We start from the raw sequence: 17,933 nt of genomic DNA, 5'->3' as shown, positions 1-17,933 counted from the left end.
CCCATTGGGTGCCCGCTTGCGTATTGTGACAACCCCAAGCCCATTGTCAGGTGCTCGCCGCCATCACGACTCAATCGACGCGATGAAACCTGGCTCGAGCGGCCTGTGGCGACACCCCGAAATGACGCCGGTAGGCCGTGGCGAAGTTGCAGGCGTGGGCATACCCCACCTGATGTGCCACCTGCTGAATGCTCACCCCACGCCGCAAGGCCTGCTCGGCACACCGCATGCGACATTCACGCTGATAACTGCCCAGTGACTGCCCGAAGGCCTGGCGAAACTTGTGGCGCAAGCCGGAGGGGCTCATGCAGGCCAGCCGCGCCAGTTCCTCCAGCGAGTGTGCGCCGTGCGGCACGGCGGCAAGACGCTGGCGTACCGCCTCCAGATGTCGACAGGCGCCGTGGGGTCGCGATGGGGGCGCTAATGGCGATGCAGGGGGTACAGGAGCTGCGGAGAACGCCGACACGTCCGGTGCCTCACCAGCGCGGCGCTTGAGTGCCGCCCCCAGCAACTGCAGCGCTATCCCCTGCCACTCCAGCATATCGCCCTCGCAGGCGGGGGTCGCTAGCGTCTCACACTCTCCTCGTACGCCCTCACCATCAGGGGCTCTGACACGCTCATCCAGTTGCTGATGAAGCCAGCGCCCCGGCGTCCAGCCCAGCGGGCTGGAATGACGCGCGCACGGCAATGCATCCCAGTTCGCCAGCCCCCGCCGTACCTGCAGGGACTGGCTGGCCTCGCCCTCCAGATGCAAGCTGATACAGCGCAGGCGGCCTTGAGGGTGATAGCTCTTAAGCGTCGGCGGCGCAGACTGCGTTCTCGCCGGGCGAAAGATCCCCCCTTGCCCCGCGGACAAGTCGATCCCCGCGCCGTCCACACCTGATAGCGTCAGTCGCCCTTCCAGCACCAGGCAGAGATAGAGGCCCTCATGAAACTGATGCTGGCCGTGATAGGCGCGTGACACCTCTAGATCACACAGCGTCAGATGCGCATCCCGCCAGGGATGCAGGTCATGCACCTGTCCCTCGCAATGCGGATATTTCGCCGCTCGCCAGCCTCGCCGCTCGTTGAGCGATGAAGGGCGCTGTTGAGGTGAGGCCATGACGCGGCGAGTGGCCCGACTGTCGGCTATGTCTCCAAGCGGCTGTGACATGACGCTGCAAATCCCTGCAATGTGAATCCTGGTAAAGGCCTACCGCCTGCTGCGGGTCGCACTGACGGCTGAAGGGTCGCACGGTGCCACTCAGCGGCCATGCCAGGCCGCGGCTTGCGAATACGGCTGGCGACCACAAAATACAATGATTATCGAAAGCAAAACAATCTCATTATCATATAAGTATTGCATCTTGTCTCATGTAAAGCTCTGTTCTCTCTTGCAGCCCTCTTGCATCCCTCGAGTCAACGGCACTTTGCGGCACAGGCTGGCAAGCTTGGCCAGCAGGCTGAAAACTCTGCGAGAATTCACGGGTTTGACAGTGCTGCGCCTTATGTCACTAATGGATGCCTTTCCCCAAGGAGCACGCCTCATGTTTCTGTTGATCCTGTTTGCTGCCATCGCGATTGGCATCTCATTCATCTGCTCCGTGCTCGAGGCGGCGCTGCTGTCGCTCTCTCCCAGCTATGTGGCAAGCCTGAGAGACCAGCACCCCAAGCGCCACGCCGCACTGGCCAAGCTCAAGGACAATATCGACAAGCCGCTGGCCGCCATCCTGACGCTCAACACCATCGCGCATACCGTCGGTGCCACGGGGGTGGGCGCGCAGGTATCGGTCGTCTTCGGGGAAGCCTGGGTCGGCGTGGCCTCGGCGGTGATGACGCTGCTGATCCTGGTGGCCTCGGAAATCATCCCCAAGACCATCGGTGCCACCTACTGGCGTCAGCTGTCGCCGATGCTGCCCGGCGTGCTCAATGCCATGGTCATCGCGCTCAAGCCGCTGATCTGGCTGTCGGAGTTGATCACCTCGCGCATCGGCAAGGATGCCCATGACATCGATGTGCGTGGCGAGATCAAGGCGTTGGCCCAGATGGGGCTCGACAAGAAAGCCCTGGAAAATGATGAACAGCGCGTCATCACCAACATCCTCAATCTGCACGAGATGAAGGTGCGTGACGTGCTGACGCCGCGCCCTGTCTGCCAGACGGTCAGTCCCGAGATGAGCGTGGCCGAGTTCAATGACCAGTTGACGATCTGGCCCTTCAGCCGCTACCCGGTGATGACCGACGATGAGCGAACGCTGGGCATGATCCATCGGGCCGATGCCCATCAGGCAGAGCCCACCACGCCGCTCAAGGACCTGATGCGCCCGATCAGCGAGCTGCACGCCGAAGACAACGTCGAACATGCCTTTGGGCTCATGCAGCGCGAACGCCAGCATCTGTGCGTGGTCTACGACAACCTCGGCAACTGGCTGGGGGTCATCACGCTGGAAGACGTGATGGAGACGATTCTGGGCGAGGACATCATCGACGAGACGGACAACGTGGCCAATCTGCGCCGCTTTGCCCGCCAGCGCTGGACCAAGCGTATCGGTGCCAACACCTCAAGCACCCAGCCTTCCGCTGCAACGGCGGCTGGTGAAGGTGCTGTCTCGGACGATGAAGCTGGCTCTGGTGAAGGTGCTTTACCCGTCTACGAGCACACCGAGAAAGATGCGGGCTCAGCCAATAACTCTGCCAAAGGGCCTGCCAAGAGCGCCGATGACAGCAAGGGCTAGGCTCGTCCCTCCACGCGTGTGACCCGCTCGAAGGCAAAAGTCCCGTGAAAGTCGTTGCCAGATACGACTATCGCGGGACTTTTTTTATTGGCGGCTGTTGATACCGCCTGATAACCCATTGATTCCTCTTGCGAACCCCTACTCTCAATCAATCGAATAATTTCTTTCTTCCAATCTCTCGGTAATCAATCCCCGGACTCGGTGCTAACGTTAATCACACACGACGGGCAGCGAACGAACCGAGATAACATAATGATATACAAGAAATTTACGACGTTCCGCACTGAACAGAAAGGCGCCATTCTGTATGTGACCTTCGATTATCCGCCGGTCAATATTCAGGACATTCCCATGCTGGCCGACCTGAGCATGCTGTCGCAGAAGCTCGAGCGTGACAGCGACACCAAGGTGGTGGTCTTCCAGTCAGCCCATCCGGAAATCTTTGTCGCCCATGCCGACGTGGACTTCCTCAAGGACATGTCGACTCATGCGGTCCACCAGGGTGAGGTCAAGCTGCAGGACCTGCAGGTGGTCCTCGAGCGCGTAAGCCGCCTGCCCCAGGCGACCATCGCCAAGATCGAAGGTTTTGCCCGCGGCGGTGGTCACGAATTTGCCCTGGCCTGTGACATGCGCTTCGCCGCACGTGGCAAGGCCCGTTTCATGCAGATGGAAGTCGCGATGGGCATTCTGCCCTGCGGGGGTGGTGCCTCACGCATGGCACGTCAGGCAGGCCTTGGCCGAGCGCTGGAAATCATCCTCAGCGCCAAGGACTTCGATGCCGATCAGGCCGCCGAATACGGCACCATCAATCGTGCGCTGGACCCGCAGGAGATCGGTCCCTTCGTCGACTCGCTGGCCGAGCGAATCTCCTTGTGGCCATCAGCCGCCATCAACGCCTGCAAACAGGCCGTCTACGCCTCCATCGACAAGCCCATCGAAGACGCCTTGAAGGAAGAGGCCTATTGGCTCTATCAGGCCACCAGCCAGACCGCCGCCATCAAGCGCTTCCAGAATGCCTATGACAGCGATGTCGAAAACGACATGACCGCCCAGCGCAACTGGGACCAGATCGTGATCGACGTCCAGTCCATCGTTTGAGAATACGTCCTGCAACGTAAGCAAGGATGCCCTTTAGGGGAGTGGCAACACTCCCTCTTTTTGGATTCTCCCACCCTATTTCGGAGCCACACCATGCATATCGATGACCACTCCCTGTGCAACGACTTCCCTCAGCAACGTGAACTCATTCTGCGCCTGATCAATGGCAATGAAGAGTTTGCCCGCATCGCGGAAGCCTATACCCGTATCGATATCGAGATTCACGCCCTGGAAGTCGATGAATCGCCGATCGGCGATGACTCCATGCACCAGCTCAAGCACCAGCGCAGCCTGCTCAAGGATGGTCTGTACGAGCGTATGATGGCGGCTGAGTAAAGCGACGACTACTCATTACCTGGAAATAGCGGCCGATTATTATCCATCGGCTTGTGTGACTGACTACCTCTCTCAAGAGATTGCCTGATCAGCTGGCCTTTGCAGGCCGGCTAACCTTTTTCCGGATATATAAATGTTGGCCACCGCCTTTTACAGGCCGATGCCATCTATCAAGATAGTCAAGCGTCTGAATCAAGACTCCAAGCTTGCTGGCCCCATAATCGGCCGGTGTGAAGTCAGGCATCTTCTTTCTCAAGTATGCGCCCAATGCTGCCAGAGAAGTCCAACCATCCGTTTGTGGCAGCTCATTCACCGCATTCAGAATATGTGATCTCAACTGCCTCTGTGCCTTGGTCGGCTTGACGAGGGCTACCGGCTCAGCAGCTGGCTTGTTGACTGACATGGCCGGGACAGGCTTCTCAGCCACCTTGCGCAGTCCTTCGCTGTAGATGAACTTGTCGCAGGCAGACAGGAATGGCTGCGGTGTCTTGTCTTCACCGAAGCCATACACCAGCATGCCGCTCTCTCTCAAACGAGCCGCCAGGCGCGTAAAGTCGCTGTCCGAGGAGATGAGGCAGAACCCCTCCACGTTCCCCGAGTACAGCAAGTCCATGGCATCGATGATCAACGCAGAGTCAGTTGCATTCTTGCCCTGGGTATAGCTGAACTGCTGAACCGGATGAATGGCATGACGCAGAAGATGCTCTTTCCATGGCGCAAGATTCGGCGTCGTCCAGTCTCCGTAAGCCCGCTTGATGGTGCTGACACCCAGTTTTGAAATCTCTGCCAGCAGCGCTTCGCAGATAGCAGCCTGCGCATTGTCAGCATCAATAAGTACCGCCAATCTATTGCGTCCTATCTGTGACATGTATCGCTCCATGATGTACGTCACTGAAATCCTGTTATCTCTCCTTGGGATAATATGTCATGTAATGACCATGATGATCACCAGATAAGTCATGGCCCTTGCAAACGCCTCCTAGCCGGTTTCAAATCCCTCTATCAAGGCATCCATCAAAACCCTCACTCGCCGAGGAAGAATCTGCGTCTCCGGGCGGACGATGTAGATGCTGGTATCTGCGCCGTCCCCTCGTATGTCTTCCAGCAGCGGGATCAAGCGTCCAGAAGCCAGATCATCGGCGATCAGGTAGTACGGCAGACAGGCAATGCCGCGACTGCCCAGACAGGCGGCGTGCAGGGTTTCCAGAGAATTGGAGAGGAAGCCGCAACGCATGTCGGGCAGTGACTTGAGCCCCCAGGCATTGAAGCCGCCGGGAAGATTCAGGATCAGGCTGACATGCTCCGCCAGATCCAGCACTGAGCGCGGCGTGCCGTGGCTTGCCAGATAGTCCGGTGATGCACAGATGACGCGATGATTGGTGGCCAACCGCCTGGCGATCAGGCCGAGCTCGGGCTGTGCGGTGCTGCGTATCGCCAGATCCATCCCTTCATGGACCAGGTCGACCACCGCGTCCGACAGCGTCAGGTCCACGATCACCTCGGGATAGCGCTCCATGAAGCGCAACAGCAGGGGCATCACCTGCAGCTTGCCCAATGCATTGGAACACGAGAGGCGAATGCGCCCCTTGAGCGCGCCGCTGCCTTCGGCAATCTCCTGTTCGACATTGCGCAGGCGCTCCTGCAACTCCCGCGTCTCCAGGGCATAGAGCTGCCCTGCTTCACTCAAGCGCATCTGCCGAGTGGAGCGAATCAACAGCTGGGCACCAAGGCGCTGTTCCAGCTGCGCGATGCGCTTGCTGATCGCGGAGTGGGTAATGCCAAGCTGGCGCGCCGCCCCGGTGAAGGTGCCGGCGTCGACGACGGCGTGAAAGATGTCGAGGTCCGTATGCGTTTTCATATGTTCCATTTGCTCACGGATACTGTGCGCGCACAACGGATTATCACCGTCCGCAAGGTATGTCACCCTGTCATCAGTTCCTGAAATGACAGATTCAGTGCCACATTGCTCGGCATATCCCTTGCCACATCTTTTACTTAACGCGCACCAAAAGAGACATCGCCACCATGACAGACCAGCCGACAGCCTCCGCCCTGTTTACCCCTTTCACGTTGCCAAGCGGCCGGGTGCTCGCCAACCGAATCGTCAAGGCTGCGATGTCGGATTCTCTCGGCGATGGCACGGGGCATCCCAGTGAGGCACAGCTGCGCCTTTACGAGCGCTGGGCAGAGGGTGGCGTGGCGGCGTCGCTGGTCGGTGAGGTACAGCCTGACCACCACCATGCCGAGAAACCGGGCAACCTGGTGCTCAACGCGCAGTCCGATCTCGCGGCCTTCACGCAACTGGCCCAGCGCGGTCAACAGCACGGTGCAGACCTCTGGCTGCAGCTCGGCCACGCCGGTGCGATGGCCTACCCACCGACCAGCACGGCGCACGGCCCCAGTGCCCTGGATATTCCCGGGCTACGTTGCGAGGCCATGAGTCTGGAGGCCATCAAGGCATTGCCTGCTGCCATGGCAACGACGGCTCGCCTGGCGCGTGAAGCCGGGTTTGGCGGGGTACAGGTACATGCGGCACACGGTTTCCTGCTCAGCCAGTTTCTGTCCCCCCTCTTCAACCAGCGCACGGATGACTACGGCGGCAGCCTCGACAACCGCATGCGGCTGATGCGTGAGGTGATCATTGCCGTGCGTGAGGCCGTTGGCCACGACTACCCGGTACTGGTGAAGCTCAACTCCAGCGACCAACTGCAAGGCGGTTTCGAGGAAGCCGAAGCGCTGCAGGTGATAGCAGCGCTCGATGAGCTGCCCATCGATCTGATCGATATCAGTGGCGGTACTTACTTCCCCGGCGCGAGCTCGGCGTCGGATGCCAGTGCCAGCGGCCCCTACTTCGTCGAATTCGCCAAGCGTGCACGCGAGGTTACGACCTTGCCCCTGATGGCAACCGGCGGCTTCAAGACACTCGCCCAGGCCGAAGACGCCGTGGCACAGGGCGCCGTCGACCTCGTCGGCCTGGCCCGACCACTGGCGCTGCACCCGTCACTGCCCGCCCTCTGGCAGGCCGGAGAATGCCCCGCGCCAGAATTCCCGCGTTTCAGCGCGCCGCCTGAAGGCGGGGTGACAGCCTGGTATACCCTGCGCCTGACCCAGCTGGGCGAGGATCGTGAGCATGAATCACTGGGCGAACTGGAGACGGTTCTGGCCGACTATGAAGCCCGCGACGCCGCACGCGCCGAGACCTGGAATGCGCACTTCTCGAACTGAGTCGCTTTCAGTAGGACAGACGCAAAACGCCGCAGCGCTGACGCTGCGGCGTTCATGTTTCATTCCCTTGCAGTGATGCATGTCAGGTCGTGGGAAATCGCACCAATGAAGCGTCTTCAGGCAGCGTTGTGCACACTGACTGAAGGCGCTTCACTGCCGCCTCTGTTTCCCTGCGACTTGCCCTGGCGCTGATAGCTGCCCTTGCCCTTGCGCGCCTTTACCACGCGTTGCTTGAACATCGGGGTACGCAGCACCGCCTTGAGCGCGTTGTCCTGCACCTTGCGCTTGTGAGTCATGGTGTCTTCTCCTGTGGACTTTCTGTCACCGGCCCAGTATACGCCCTTTCGGCATGCAGAGTGATCAACCTCCGCTTCCCCCTCGTCGCTGGCCTGGTGAGTGAATAGCCCCGCGAATAGTTCTGCGTATAGTTCTGCGTATAGTTCTGCGTATAGTTCTGCGTATAGTTGCGAATAGCCCAGCAGTTCCTCTAGAAGAACCTCCAGCAAATCCTCCAGCGAGGATCATTCGATAATCTGGCGCCCTTTTCCCTCCTGATCCCGTCTCTTTCTCCATTCACACACCACTCACTACTCTGACCCCCCCTTTTCCATCCTCCTCACACCCTTATTTACGCAAAATCTCAAAATTACGAGCACCTACCTACTTGACCAATAGATCATTTCAGCCCACCACCTGCTTGACTCAGCATGCCTTGAATAGGCAGAAAATCATCCACCTTCGAATCGACATTGCAACACGGCAATCTTCTTTTCTTTCCACATGGAAAACAAGCCAGATAACGCCATGGCAAACCACCGCCACAACTTCAAAAACATACATACGAATCAATAGCTTAAAAGATAACCACCCAAGCCATGAGCTGATAAATCGCACCCTTGCGCCTGGCCTTTCCAAAGAGACACAACCCGAAATAATCTTACCACTAAAGTCTAAACACCCTCGTGATCGTGTACACTTCATACACTAAGAATCAATACCTCACATTTGAGATGGCGCATCATTTCTGCGAGGATGCCTCACGTTCCGTGGGCCGTAGGTTGCTCTCAAGGCAAGAAAAATACGGCTTCCGTGTTCAGGTTCAGCGAAATGTCAGGTGGCCAGTCAACTGGATCCCTTACCTTTCCAGGCCACCCAAGCGCTGGATAACGCTCATTATTATCGCGCCCACTACATAGGAAAAAGCACCTGGTCAACACGAGATCCCGCAACTCGGGGTTCACGGAACATGACGTCTCATTACAGTCTCAACAGGAAATACCCATGACAAAACGCATTGCGATCATTGGCGCAGGGCCGAGTGGCCTGGCACAGCTGCGCGCCTTTCAATCTGCCGCTGACAAGGGTATCGATATTCCCGAAATAGTCTGTTTTGAAAAACAGAGTGACTGGGGTGGCCTGTGGAATTACAGCTGGCGCACCGGTCTCGATCAGAATGGTGAGCCCGTCCACGGCAGCATGTACCGCTACCTGTGGTCCAACGGTCCCAAGGAATGTCTGGAGTTCGCGGATTATTCCTTCGAGGAGCACTTCGGCCATCCCATCGCCTCGTACCCGCCACGTGCGGTGGTCTTCGACTACATCAAGGGTCGGGTCGAGAAGGCAGGCGTGCGCAAGTACATCCGCTTCAACTGCCCGGTGCGCCACGTCAGCTTTGACGACATCCGCGAGCAGTTCACCGTCAGTGTCCATGACCTGCAGGCCGATGCGGTCGTTCAGGAGCAGTTTGATCACGTCATCGTGGCATCGGGTCACTTCTCGACCCCCAACGTGCCGGAATTCCCGGGGTTCTCGCAGTTCAATGGCCGTATTCTGCACGCTCATGACTTCCGCGACGCGCTGGAATTCAAGGGCAAGGACCTGCTATTGATCGGCAGCAGCTACTCTGCCGAAGATATCGGTTCACAGTGCTACAAGTATGGCGCTCGCAGCATCACCACCAGCTATCGCACCGCCCCGATGGGCTTTGCCTGGCCGGACAACTGGGAAGAGAAGCCGCTGTTGCTGAAAGTGGACCGCGACACGGCCTATTTCCGCGATGGCAGCAGCAAGAAGATCGATGCCATCATCCTGTGTACCGGCTACCTCCACCACTTCCCCTTCCTGGATGAGCCACTGCGCCTCAAGACGGGCAATCGCATGTGGCCGCTCGGTCTCTACAAAGGCGCTGCCTGGGAAGAGAATCCGCGCATGTTCTACCTCGGCATGCAGGACCAGTGGTACACCTTCAACATGTTCGATGCCCAGGCATGGTGGGTGCGTGACGTGATTCTCGGTGAGATCGCGCTGCCCAGCCGCGAGGCGATGCAGGCGGATAGTCAGGCATGGCGTGACAGAGAAGAGACACTGGACAGCGATGAATCAATGATCCTCTTCCAGGGCGATTACGTGAAGTCACTGATCTCGGAGACGGATTATCCGAGCTTTGATATCGACGGCGTCAATCGCACCTTCCTCGAGTGGGAGCACCACAAGCACGAGAACATCATGACCTTCCGTGACTACTCCTACCGCTCGCTGATGACCGGCACCATGGCCCCGCGCCATCACACGCCCTGGCTCGACGCGATGGATGATTCGCTGGAAGCCTTCCTGGCGCAACCCGACAAGAGCGCTGGACAAGCAGGCGGCGAGACAGCCACCGCCGCGCAGCTCGCGACTGACGACGCCTGATCAGGCCGTCTCAGTCAGCAGCCGTCTGAGCGAGCAAGCCGCCTGAGACGACGAGCTGCGTGATCCGCCAGGCAACGAAGCCGCCGAGTCATGACACGACTCGGCGGCTTCGTTCTATCAATTCACACGTGCAACAGCTCACTGGTGCATGAGTGAACCAGAGCATGAGTGAATCAGAGCAAGCGTGCGAAAAGGCCTGAAACTTGCGGCAGGCCCTGCTCAGGCTCTATACCGCTTCGCGACTGTCGCTGCTTGGCACATCGCAAAGTGATATCAGCGCCTGCGGCTGCGCGATGACCCGCTCCGGTGCCATGCTGGCCAGGCGCTCGGGGCTCTGCCATCCCCAGCTGACGGCAGCGGCACGACATCCTGCCTCGTGCGCGGCGCGAATGTCGCTGACGGCGTCGCCCACCATCCAGCTGCGCTCCACCGCCACTTGCGGCGCTGCCAACAGACGCGCCAGCTTGGCCCCCTTGCTACCCGCGATCTCACCGCCCAGCACCTGTGACACGCAATCCGACAGGCCGGCGGCGGCCAGCGTGGCACGAATCATCTCGCTGTGATTGGCCGACAGCACCATGACGTCGCCCTGTTCGGCGAGTGCCGACAAGGCCTCGCGCATGCCGGTGAAGACCGCCGGCGGCGTCGCCTGGCGGGTATAGGCAAAGACATGCGCGGCAAAGCGCGCGACGGCCTCGCCCGTGAAGCCCTGCACACGCGCCATCTCCTCGAAGGTCACGTTGTCCAGCGACTCCCAGCTATCGCGTTCCAGCACGATCGTCCGCCCTTCCAGACGCGCCGCATGCGCGCAGGCCTTGACACACAATGTCAGGCTGTCGGCAATCACACCATCAAAATCAAAGACATATAACGCTTTGTTCATTCTTTTGCTGCCTCAGCTGCCTGCAAGGTGTTGCTCAACGGCTCGCGCTCGCGAGTCGGAATCCGCTCATCGCGCTGCAGAGCGATCAATTCATCGAGCGCCTCCAGCGACTGGGCGGCCTCGAGCGTGTCGTGGAAGAAATAGCGGCGACTGTCATCCATGTAGAGGTGCAGGTGATTGACGATCTGCTCCTCGCCTATCATCAGCACGCCATAGGCCGGCGGCTCATGACTGCCGGCGAGACAATCCGCTGCGGAGACCAGATCCAGCCCGACCTGATGATTGACGCCCGGCAGGGTCGAGAACGAGAGCCCTCGCCAGACACCGCTGGCCGGACGATGCACATGCCCGAACAGCAAGTGCTCGACATTGCCATGCCGCTGGATCACGTCATGCAGCGCCTGTGAATTCTGCAAGCGGATGTCGTCCATATAACGGATGCCGAGGGCCATGGGCGGATGATGCAGCGCCAGCAGGATACGGCGATCATGATGCGCAGCCAGGCAGGCATCCAGCCACGCCAGGCGGGACTCACACAGCAGACCGCCATGCTCCCCCGCGACCGCCGAATCGAGCATCACCAGCACGCAATCATCGGCGCCGGGGCCGAAGGCATGCGCATACTGCACGAAGCCTCCGTCATCACAGGGCAACTCCGGGAAGGCGGCCTGCAGAGTCTCACGCGCATCATGATTGCCCATGCCGAGGAAATACGGCATCGACAGCTCTTCCAGTACCTCACGCAGTGCCTGGAAGGCGGCCGGTTCACCGCGATCGGTCAGGTCACCGCTGATGATCACGCCCTGAGCATCGCCGTGGTGCAGATTGATATCGGCAACGGCAGCCGCCAGCCGTGCACGTGGGTCCAGCCCGTAAAGTCGCTTGTCAGGAGCGACCAGATGGGTGTCGGTCAGATGGATCAGTTTCATGTCACATGACTCCAGAGACGTGGTTCAGCAAGGGGCCAGGGCATCATGCTGATCGATACCCTGGCATTCCACTCAACAGGCAGGCAATTCAGTGAGCCACTCAATGCGGCAACAGTGCCTGCACCTCTTCTGCCATCTCTGCCAGCACCGCATCACTTTCCCCGGCGCGCTTGCCGGTCACGATGCTTTCCATGTGATTCTTGATGATGTCCGTAATCTTGAGACCATTGGCCCCCGGGAAGGCATACCAGGGTCGCATCATCGGCAGCTGCTGGACCATCACCGCACGGTTGGGGTGACGCGTATAGAAGTCGCTCAACTGCTCTTCATTGACCTTCTGGTTCGGCGGCGCATAGCCGGTCTCTTCAGCGACGATGATCGCACCGTCCCCCTGAGTCGCAAATTTCATGAAGCGCCAGGCGGCCTGCTGCTTGTCAGCATCACGCGCCAACATCACCATCGCCGTGCCACCGGCCGGCAGGCCGCCCTGCGGCTGAACCCCCGGGAAAGGCCCGGTCTTGAGGGTGAACTTGTCACCGATCTGGTCACTCAGGCTCTGCAGACTGCCGACAGAGGTAATCAGGATGCCCGTATTGCCAGCCGCGAAGGAGGCATACGCAGACTGCCACCCCATGTTGCTCATGCCGGCGTCGGTGACCATCCGCGACAATGTCTTGAGCGCGAAGCGACCGGAGTCATCATTGAAGGCAACCTCCTGCTCGCCATTGCGGGTCATCTGACCGCCGCGCGCAAAGACCGGCGCCTGGAACAGCCAGTTACCCGTGATATCCCATTCGTAGTACAGGCCGTTGCTGGCCTCAGGTAACGCGCGAATGTCGCTGGCGACCTTCAGCACCTCATCCCAGTCACCGGGCAATGCATCGCCCTGCCAGCCGGCCTTCTCCATAAGCTCCGTGTTGTAGTAGGCAATCGGCAGTGACACGGCATACGGCAGACTGTAGACGCCACCATTGAAACGGCCCAGATCCAACATCGGCCCGCGATAACCTGCCGCTGCGAAATCAGTCTCACTTTCGATGAAGGCCGTGAGATCAACGGCAATCTCTCGACTCGCCAGCGAACGCACCTGATTCAGCCCCTGTAACGAGATATCAGGCATACGCTTGATGATCGACTCGCGCATCACCTTCTGACTGCCCTCTTCATAGCTTTCATACGGCGCACGATAGCGGATGCTGATGTCGGGATTGGCCTGCTCGAACTCAGTTTTGAGGCGCTCCATGGCCGGGTTGAACGTCGAACCATAGGCATACTGCACAACCAGCTCGACCGATTCGTCGCCAGCCTGTGCCGGAGCAATGAATGCCGAACTGAGCAACGCCACGCTACTCAACGCCAGACCGGTTCGCAGGGACAATGCTGAAGCCGTCTTCAGGGCAGACTTCGTGAGACTCAACGTGGAACTTTTCATCTAAAACTCCAAAGTGTGATGCGGTTCAGAGACAGGTAGAAGAACAACGTGTGCAAAGCAGGTTCATTCAACGTCGCGTGGTGCGCGCTATTTCATTCCGCTCATCGAGATACCTTCGATGAAGCGCCGCTGGGCAAGCAGAAAAGCCGCCATCAATGGCACGACTACCAGCGTTGCCGCTGCCATCAGAGCGCCGTAATCAGTGCCTGACTCCGCATTGCGGAAGTCGACCACGCCGAGGGTCGGGGTATAGAACTCCTGACTGTTGAGCACGATCAGCGGCCAGAAATAATCATTCCAGTGAGCGACCACCGAGAAGATGCCAAAGGACACCACCGCAGGAATCGCATTGGGAAAGACCACGCACCAGACGATGCGCCATTCGCTCATGCCATCCATGCGAGCGGCATCGATCAGCTCATCCGGGATGCCGACGAAGAACTGACGCAGCAGGAAGATGCCGAACACTGACAGCGAGAACGGCAACACCAGTGACCAGAAGCTGTCGAGCAGCCCCAGATAGTGCAATTCCAGATACCAGGGGATCGCCACAGCCTGGGTGGGCACCATCAGGCACAGCAGCACGGAGGCAAAAAAGCTCTTGCGACCGGGGAAGTCGAGTTTTGCCAGCGCGTAGGCTGCCGGCACCGAGACCACCACCTGAATGACGAAGATCGCGACCACCACCATCGCGCCGGTGCCCATGTAACCCAGCAGGGATGATTCCGTCAGCGCCTTGGTGTAGTTGTCGACCAATGCCCAGTTTTCGGGCAGCCAACGCAACTGGTTGGTGAATATCTCATCAGCAGGTTTGAAGGAGGTCAGCAGCATCCATACGAAAGGCAACAGCATCACCAGCGCCAGACTGATCAGCAGCGTATGGCGCAGCAACGTGCCCAATATCAGCGGCCAATCGACAGCGACGCGAGCAGGCTGAGTCGCCGCACTGGCAACGTGCTGATGTGCCGTCGAGCGAGAAATCCGGGAGGTCATTTGCATGGGGGTCACCATCTTCACGAGTAGTGCACTCGCTTTTCCAGGAAGCGTGTCTTGAGCAATGTGATCAGCATCACTGCCCCGAGGAAGACAACCGTCATGGCTGCGGCATAGCCGGTGCGGAAGAACTCGAAGCCTTCGCGATAAAGTGTCAGCAGCAACACCTCGGTGGTATGACTCGGCCCGCCCTGAGTCAGAATCTGCACCGTATCGAACACCTGAAATGCATTGATTGCCGTCATCACCACCACGAACAGCGTGACCGGCCCCAGCAATGGCCAGGTGATCAGTCTGAAGCGCGAGAAGCCGCGGGGTATTCCATCGATATCGGCAGCCTCATAGAGCGTGCGCGGCACCGCCGTCAGGCCGGCCATGAACAGCACCATGTTGAAACCCGCCTGATGCCAGATGCCGATCACGCACAGCGCCACCAGCGCCCAGTCTTCATCGCGCAACCAGCTACGTGGTTCGCCACCCACCATCATCAAGAGCTGATTGATCAACCCGAATTCGGGATGCAGCAGGAATTCCCACACGATGGTCATCGCCACCAACGAGGCCATCACTGGCAGGAAGAACAGGGTGCGATAGACCGCCTTGCCTCGTGTACAGCCTTCAATCAACAGCGCCAGCAGAAGACCCAGCCCCACCGCCCCGACCATCACCACCAGCACATAGACGGCAGTATTGCGCACCGCTTGCCAGAAGACGTCATCGGCTGCCAGCTGGCGATAATTGTCGACACCGACCCAGCCCATCGTCGGCATGCCCAACTGCCAGTCGCTGAACGAAAGCAGCGTGATAGCCAGCAGCGGCCCGATCAATAACACCAGCATCAGCAGCATGGCCGGCCCGCTCAGCGCCAGTCCCCAGAGCGCTTCTGCCCTATCCCCCCAGTGACGACTCAGATAGCGCTGCAGTGCGTCAGGCAAAGCCATGCTTCACCTCCCCACCCATCAAGGTACTGAGACTCATGGCGCTGGAGGCTTGCGCGGAACTGTCATCCGCTTGCGGTTGATCGATACGCAGCCCCAGGTGGTCGAATATATGCAGTGCATCCGCCGCGATCCTGACACCCAGTGGCTGCCCGATTGTCAGCTCGCGGCCCTCCTGTGGCGTCGCCCGAACGCTGAGCACCTGGCCGTTCTCGCAGCTCAGCTGCACCAGAACCTCGGCTCCCAGGTTTTCCATGTAACTCACCTGCCCCTGTACATGTCCCTTGCCAGCAGGCACGCAGCTCAGTCCTTCCGGCCGCACGGCCAGTGTCACGCGAGTGCCTTTGGCCACCGGTAACCAGCAGCCCAGCGGCGCACTTTGCGTGATGTCACTCAGACACAGCCGTCCATCAAGCGCGACGGTGGCTTGCAGTTCATTGATCGCTGGTGTGCCGATGAAGCGCGCGACGCGAATATCGGCCGGACGCCGGTACAGCTCATCCGGACTCGCGACCTGCACCAACGCTCCCTCCATCAGCACCGCAACGCGGTCTGACATCGTCATGGCCTCGACCTGGTCGTGGGTGACATAGATGAAGGTGCTGCCCAGCGCGCGATGCATCTGCACCAGCTCCTGACGCATGCGTACCCGCAGGCTGGCATCCAGGTTCGATAGCGGCTCATCCATCAGGAAGGCGCGTGGCTTGCGTACCATCGCGCGACCCAATGCGACGCGCTGGCGCTGACCCCCTGAAAGCTGGCCGGGCTTGCGCGATAGCAACGATGTGATCTGGAGATTCTCCGCAACTTGCAGGACCTGAGCACGAATCTCGCCTTCACGCCTTGAGCCCCCCGGCAGATGACGCCCGACTAGCGGCAATCGATGTAATCGATTACATCGCATACGCAGCGGCATGGCGATATTGTCGAAGACGCTCAAGTGCGGGTAGAGCGCGTAGGACTGGAATACCATTGCCAGGTCGCGTTCGGCAGGCTTGAGGTGCAACGCTGGCTCGCCATCAATGGTCATCTCGCCAGCACTATGTCGCTCGAGGCCCGCGATGGTGCGCAGCAAGGTAGACTTTCCGCAGCCGGACGCGCCTACCAGGCTGATGAATTCACCGTCACGCACGCTCAGGTCGATGCCCTTGAGGATTCGCTGCTCCCCGTAGTGCTTCTCGAGCGCTTTCAATTCAATGGAGGCCATTGCCATCATCTCCGCAATAAAAAGAGGAATTGCGCACATGTAATCGATTACATAACATGGTTGTCATTATTGACGCGTAAAGTGACAGCCATGTGACGGTGAGATAACACTCAGGAAAAACATGACATGAAACGACGTGCGACCATTGCTCAAGTCGCCAAGGAGGCTGGTGTCTCCACTGCGACAGTCTCCCGACATCTCAATCAGACCGCACTGGTCAACGACGATACCGCTGAGCGGATCCGTGCTGCCATCGAGAAGCTGAGCTATATCCCGAGCTTCGTCGGCAAGTCGCTCAAGGAAAATCGCTCACGCACCATCGGCGTGGTCATCCCCAGCATCATTCCGCAGAGCTACTCCTGGGCGGTCGAGAGCCTGCAGCGTGCCTGTCGTGCGCGCGGCTATGCCGCACTAGTGATGACGACGGCCTATGAGCCAGCCGATGAAAGGCTCGCCCTCGAGACACTGATCGCACGTGGTGTGGACGGGCTGGTCGTCAATCTCGGTTCTTCACACCTTGAGGAGCATCTGGCTCTGCTCGAGAGACTGGAAGTGCCCTTCGTGCTGCTATTCAATGAAGAGGAACACAGCCAGCACCCTTTCGTGGCAGCAGAAAACCGTCTTGCGATGCAACAGCTCGTCGAGCATGTGATTGCTCTTGGACATCAGCGCATCACGCTTCTGGCTGGCGACTTCAAGGACGCCCAGCGCTATGCCTTGCGCGCACAAGGCTACCGTGAAGCCATGACGGCGGCGGGGTTGGCGCAACACATCGACGTCAAGGAGCTCCCCCTGTCCCTCAATGGCAGCGAGGCCCTGGTCACAGAGCTTCTGAAGACACCGCAGCGTCCCAGCGTACTGCTGACGACACACAACTCCCTCGCCTTTCATGTGCTTGGACTTCTTCACCGCCATGGAATCCAGGTACCCGCCGAGATATCGCTTGCCACCTTCAATGGCCATGATATCGCGCAGATACTCTCCCCCACGCTGTGCTCCATCGAGCAACCCTTCGATGCCATGGGCAAGGCTGCCGTGGATATCGTGCTCGGCATGATCGAAGGCGAAAGTCGCGATATTCAGCAACGCTTCTCCTGCACGCTGCAAGGCGGCCAGAGCCTGGGCAACGGCCGCTGAAACGTCATGCATGACAACGGTGCTGTACGACGAAAAACGCCGCAGCGCTGAGCGCTGCGGCGTTTGATATGTCGTTGGTAAGCACCGTTGGCGAGCACCGCGTACTCACCTCAAGGTCACGGCGTCTTCTTGCTCTCGAAGGACGCTTTCTCGTGGCGCAGGATGTTGGCGCTCAGCGCAATGCAGACGCCAGCGGCGACCAGCAGGCACACCGCCACGGCGCCAGAGTTGCTGAAGAAGAAGGCGTAGTTGCCAGCGTGTACCACAGTATCGACAGTTTCCATTGCAAGACTCCTTGCGAAAGCGGATATCGGTTGGGTCTACCAGTACTGCAATAACGGGGCCAGTCA

The 17,933-nt window shown here is 59.2% G+C and carries 17 protein-coding genes; 6 read left to right on the top strand and 11 right to left on the bottom strand.

What is annotated here, in order from left to right; genetic code table 11:
- Positions 1–70: 70 nt before the first annotated feature.
- On the bottom strand, positions 71–1,102 hold the full coding sequence (locus tag HA399_RS07005; RefSeq protein ID WP_404326587.1) for a helix-turn-helix transcriptional regulator: 1,032 nt from the start codon (positions 1,100–1,102) through the stop codon (positions 71–73).
- 424 nt (positions 1,103–1,526) lie between these two features.
- Between HA399_RS07005 and HA399_RS07000 the strand changes: the two genes are divergently transcribed.
- The 3 genes from HA399_RS07000 (at position 1,527) to HA399_RS06990 (ending at position 4,148) form a co-directional block, all read left to right on the top strand.
- A complete protein-coding gene (locus HA399_RS07000) occupies positions 1,527–2,714 on the top strand; it encodes a CNNM domain-containing protein (RefSeq protein ID WP_404326586.1) in 1,188 nt (395 codons plus the stop codon).
- Positions 2,715–2,966: 252 nt separating this feature from the next.
- Complete coding sequence (locus tag HA399_RS06995; protein WP_404326585.1) at positions 2,967–3,812, top strand: enoyl-CoA hydratase/isomerase family protein; 846 nt, start codon at positions 2,967–2,969, stop codon at positions 3,810–3,812.
- Positions 3,813–3,905: 93 nt separating this feature from the next.
- On the top strand, positions 3,906–4,148 hold the full coding sequence (locus tag HA399_RS06990) for a YdcH family protein (protein ID WP_054555932.1): 243 nt from the start codon (positions 3,906–3,908) through the stop codon (positions 4,146–4,148).
- A gap of 88 nt (positions 4,149–4,236) precedes the next feature.
- Here HA399_RS06990 and HA399_RS06985 read toward each other — a convergent pair whose 3' ends face one another.
- Both HA399_RS06985 and HA399_RS06980 read right to left on the bottom strand, forming a co-directional pair.
- Complete coding sequence (locus tag HA399_RS06985; protein ID WP_404326584.1) at positions 4,237–5,016, bottom strand: NYN domain-containing protein; 780 nt, start codon at positions 5,014–5,016, stop codon at positions 4,237–4,239.
- Positions 5,017–5,127: 111 nt separating this feature from the next.
- Positions 5,128–6,006, bottom strand: a complete 879-nt coding sequence (locus tag HA399_RS06980) for a LysR family transcriptional regulator (RefSeq protein WP_404326583.1) — start codon at positions 6,004–6,006, stop codon at positions 5,128–5,130.
- A 167-nt stretch (positions 6,007–6,173) separates the two neighbouring features.
- Here HA399_RS06980 and HA399_RS06975 point away from each other — a divergent pair, with 167 nt between their 5' ends.
- Positions 6,174–7,373, top strand: coding sequence for an oxidoreductase (locus HA399_RS06975; protein ID WP_192838090.1), 1,200 nt, complete (start codon positions 6,174–6,176; stop codon positions 7,371–7,373).
- A 116-nt stretch (positions 7,374–7,489) separates the two neighbouring features.
- Here HA399_RS06975 and arfA read toward each other — a convergent pair whose 3' ends face one another.
- Positions 7,490–7,669 (bottom strand): alternative ribosome rescue factor ArfA, encoded by a 180-nt coding sequence (arfA, locus tag HA399_RS06970; RefSeq protein WP_107335003.1) that lies wholly within the window; start codon positions 7,667–7,669, stop codon positions 7,490–7,492.
- Between the two features lie 985 nt (positions 7,670–8,654).
- Between arfA and HA399_RS06965 the strand changes: the two genes are divergently transcribed.
- Positions 8,655–10,064, top strand: a complete 1,410-nt coding sequence (locus tag HA399_RS06965; RefSeq protein ID WP_404326581.1) for an NAD(P)-binding domain-containing protein — start codon at positions 8,655–8,657, stop codon at positions 10,062–10,064.
- Between the two features lie 226 nt (positions 10,065–10,290).
- Here the strand turns inward: HA399_RS06965 and HA399_RS06960 are convergent, their stop codons facing one another.
- From HA399_RS06960 to HA399_RS06935, 6 genes are all read right to left on the bottom strand, one after another.
- On the bottom strand, positions 10,291–10,947 hold the full coding sequence (locus HA399_RS06960) for an HAD family hydrolase (RefSeq protein WP_404326580.1): 657 nt from the start codon (positions 10,945–10,947) through the stop codon (positions 10,291–10,293).
- Positions 10,944–11,876: a phosphodiesterase gene (locus HA399_RS06955; RefSeq protein ID WP_404326579.1), complete on the bottom strand. Its 933-nt coding sequence runs from the start codon at positions 11,874–11,876 to the stop codon at positions 10,944–10,946. Before HA399_RS06955 ends, HA399_RS06960 begins: the two co-directional genes overlap by 4 nt.
- A 100-nt stretch (positions 11,877–11,976) precedes the next feature.
- The gene (locus HA399_RS06950) at positions 11,977–13,119 is read right to left on the bottom strand and encodes an extracellular solute-binding protein (RefSeq protein ID WP_404326577.1); all 1,143 of its coding nucleotides are present in this window, start codon (positions 13,117–13,119) and stop codon (positions 11,977–11,979) included.
- A gap of 276 nt (positions 13,120–13,395) precedes the next feature.
- Positions 13,396–14,307, bottom strand: coding sequence for a carbohydrate ABC transporter permease (locus HA399_RS06945; RefSeq protein WP_404326576.1), 912 nt, complete (start codon positions 14,305–14,307; stop codon positions 13,396–13,398).
- A 14-nt stretch (positions 14,308–14,321) separates the two neighbouring features.
- Positions 14,322–15,242, bottom strand: coding sequence for a carbohydrate ABC transporter permease (locus tag HA399_RS06940; RefSeq protein ID WP_404326575.1), 921 nt, complete (start codon positions 15,240–15,242; stop codon positions 14,322–14,324).
- A complete protein-coding gene (locus HA399_RS06935; RefSeq protein ID WP_404326574.1) occupies positions 15,229–16,485 on the bottom strand; it encodes an ABC transporter ATP-binding protein in 1,257 nt (418 codons plus the stop codon). Before HA399_RS06935 ends, HA399_RS06940 begins: the two co-directional genes overlap by 14 nt.
- Before the next feature lie 87 nt (positions 16,486–16,572).
- Between HA399_RS06935 and HA399_RS06930 the strand changes: the two genes are divergently transcribed.
- Complete coding sequence (locus tag HA399_RS06930; protein WP_054555921.1) at positions 16,573–17,583, top strand: LacI family DNA-binding transcriptional regulator; 1,011 nt, start codon at positions 16,573–16,575, stop codon at positions 17,581–17,583.
- A 116-nt stretch (positions 17,584–17,699) separates the two neighbouring features.
- On the opposite strand, the gene HA399_RS06925 is transcribed toward HA399_RS06930, so the two are convergent.
- Complete coding sequence (locus HA399_RS06925) at positions 17,700–17,867, bottom strand: hypothetical protein (protein ID WP_153635554.1); 168 nt, start codon at positions 17,865–17,867, stop codon at positions 17,700–17,702.
- Positions 17,868–17,933 lie beyond the last annotated feature (66 nt).

Source organism: Cobetia sp. UIB-001 (assembly GCF_044789135.1).
Lineage (GTDB): Bacteria > Pseudomonadota > Gammaproteobacteria > Pseudomonadales > Halomonadaceae > Cobetia > Cobetia amphilecti.
The sequence above is the reverse complement of the archived record's forward strand: the minus strand, read 5'-3'. Positions and strand labels throughout refer to the sequence as shown.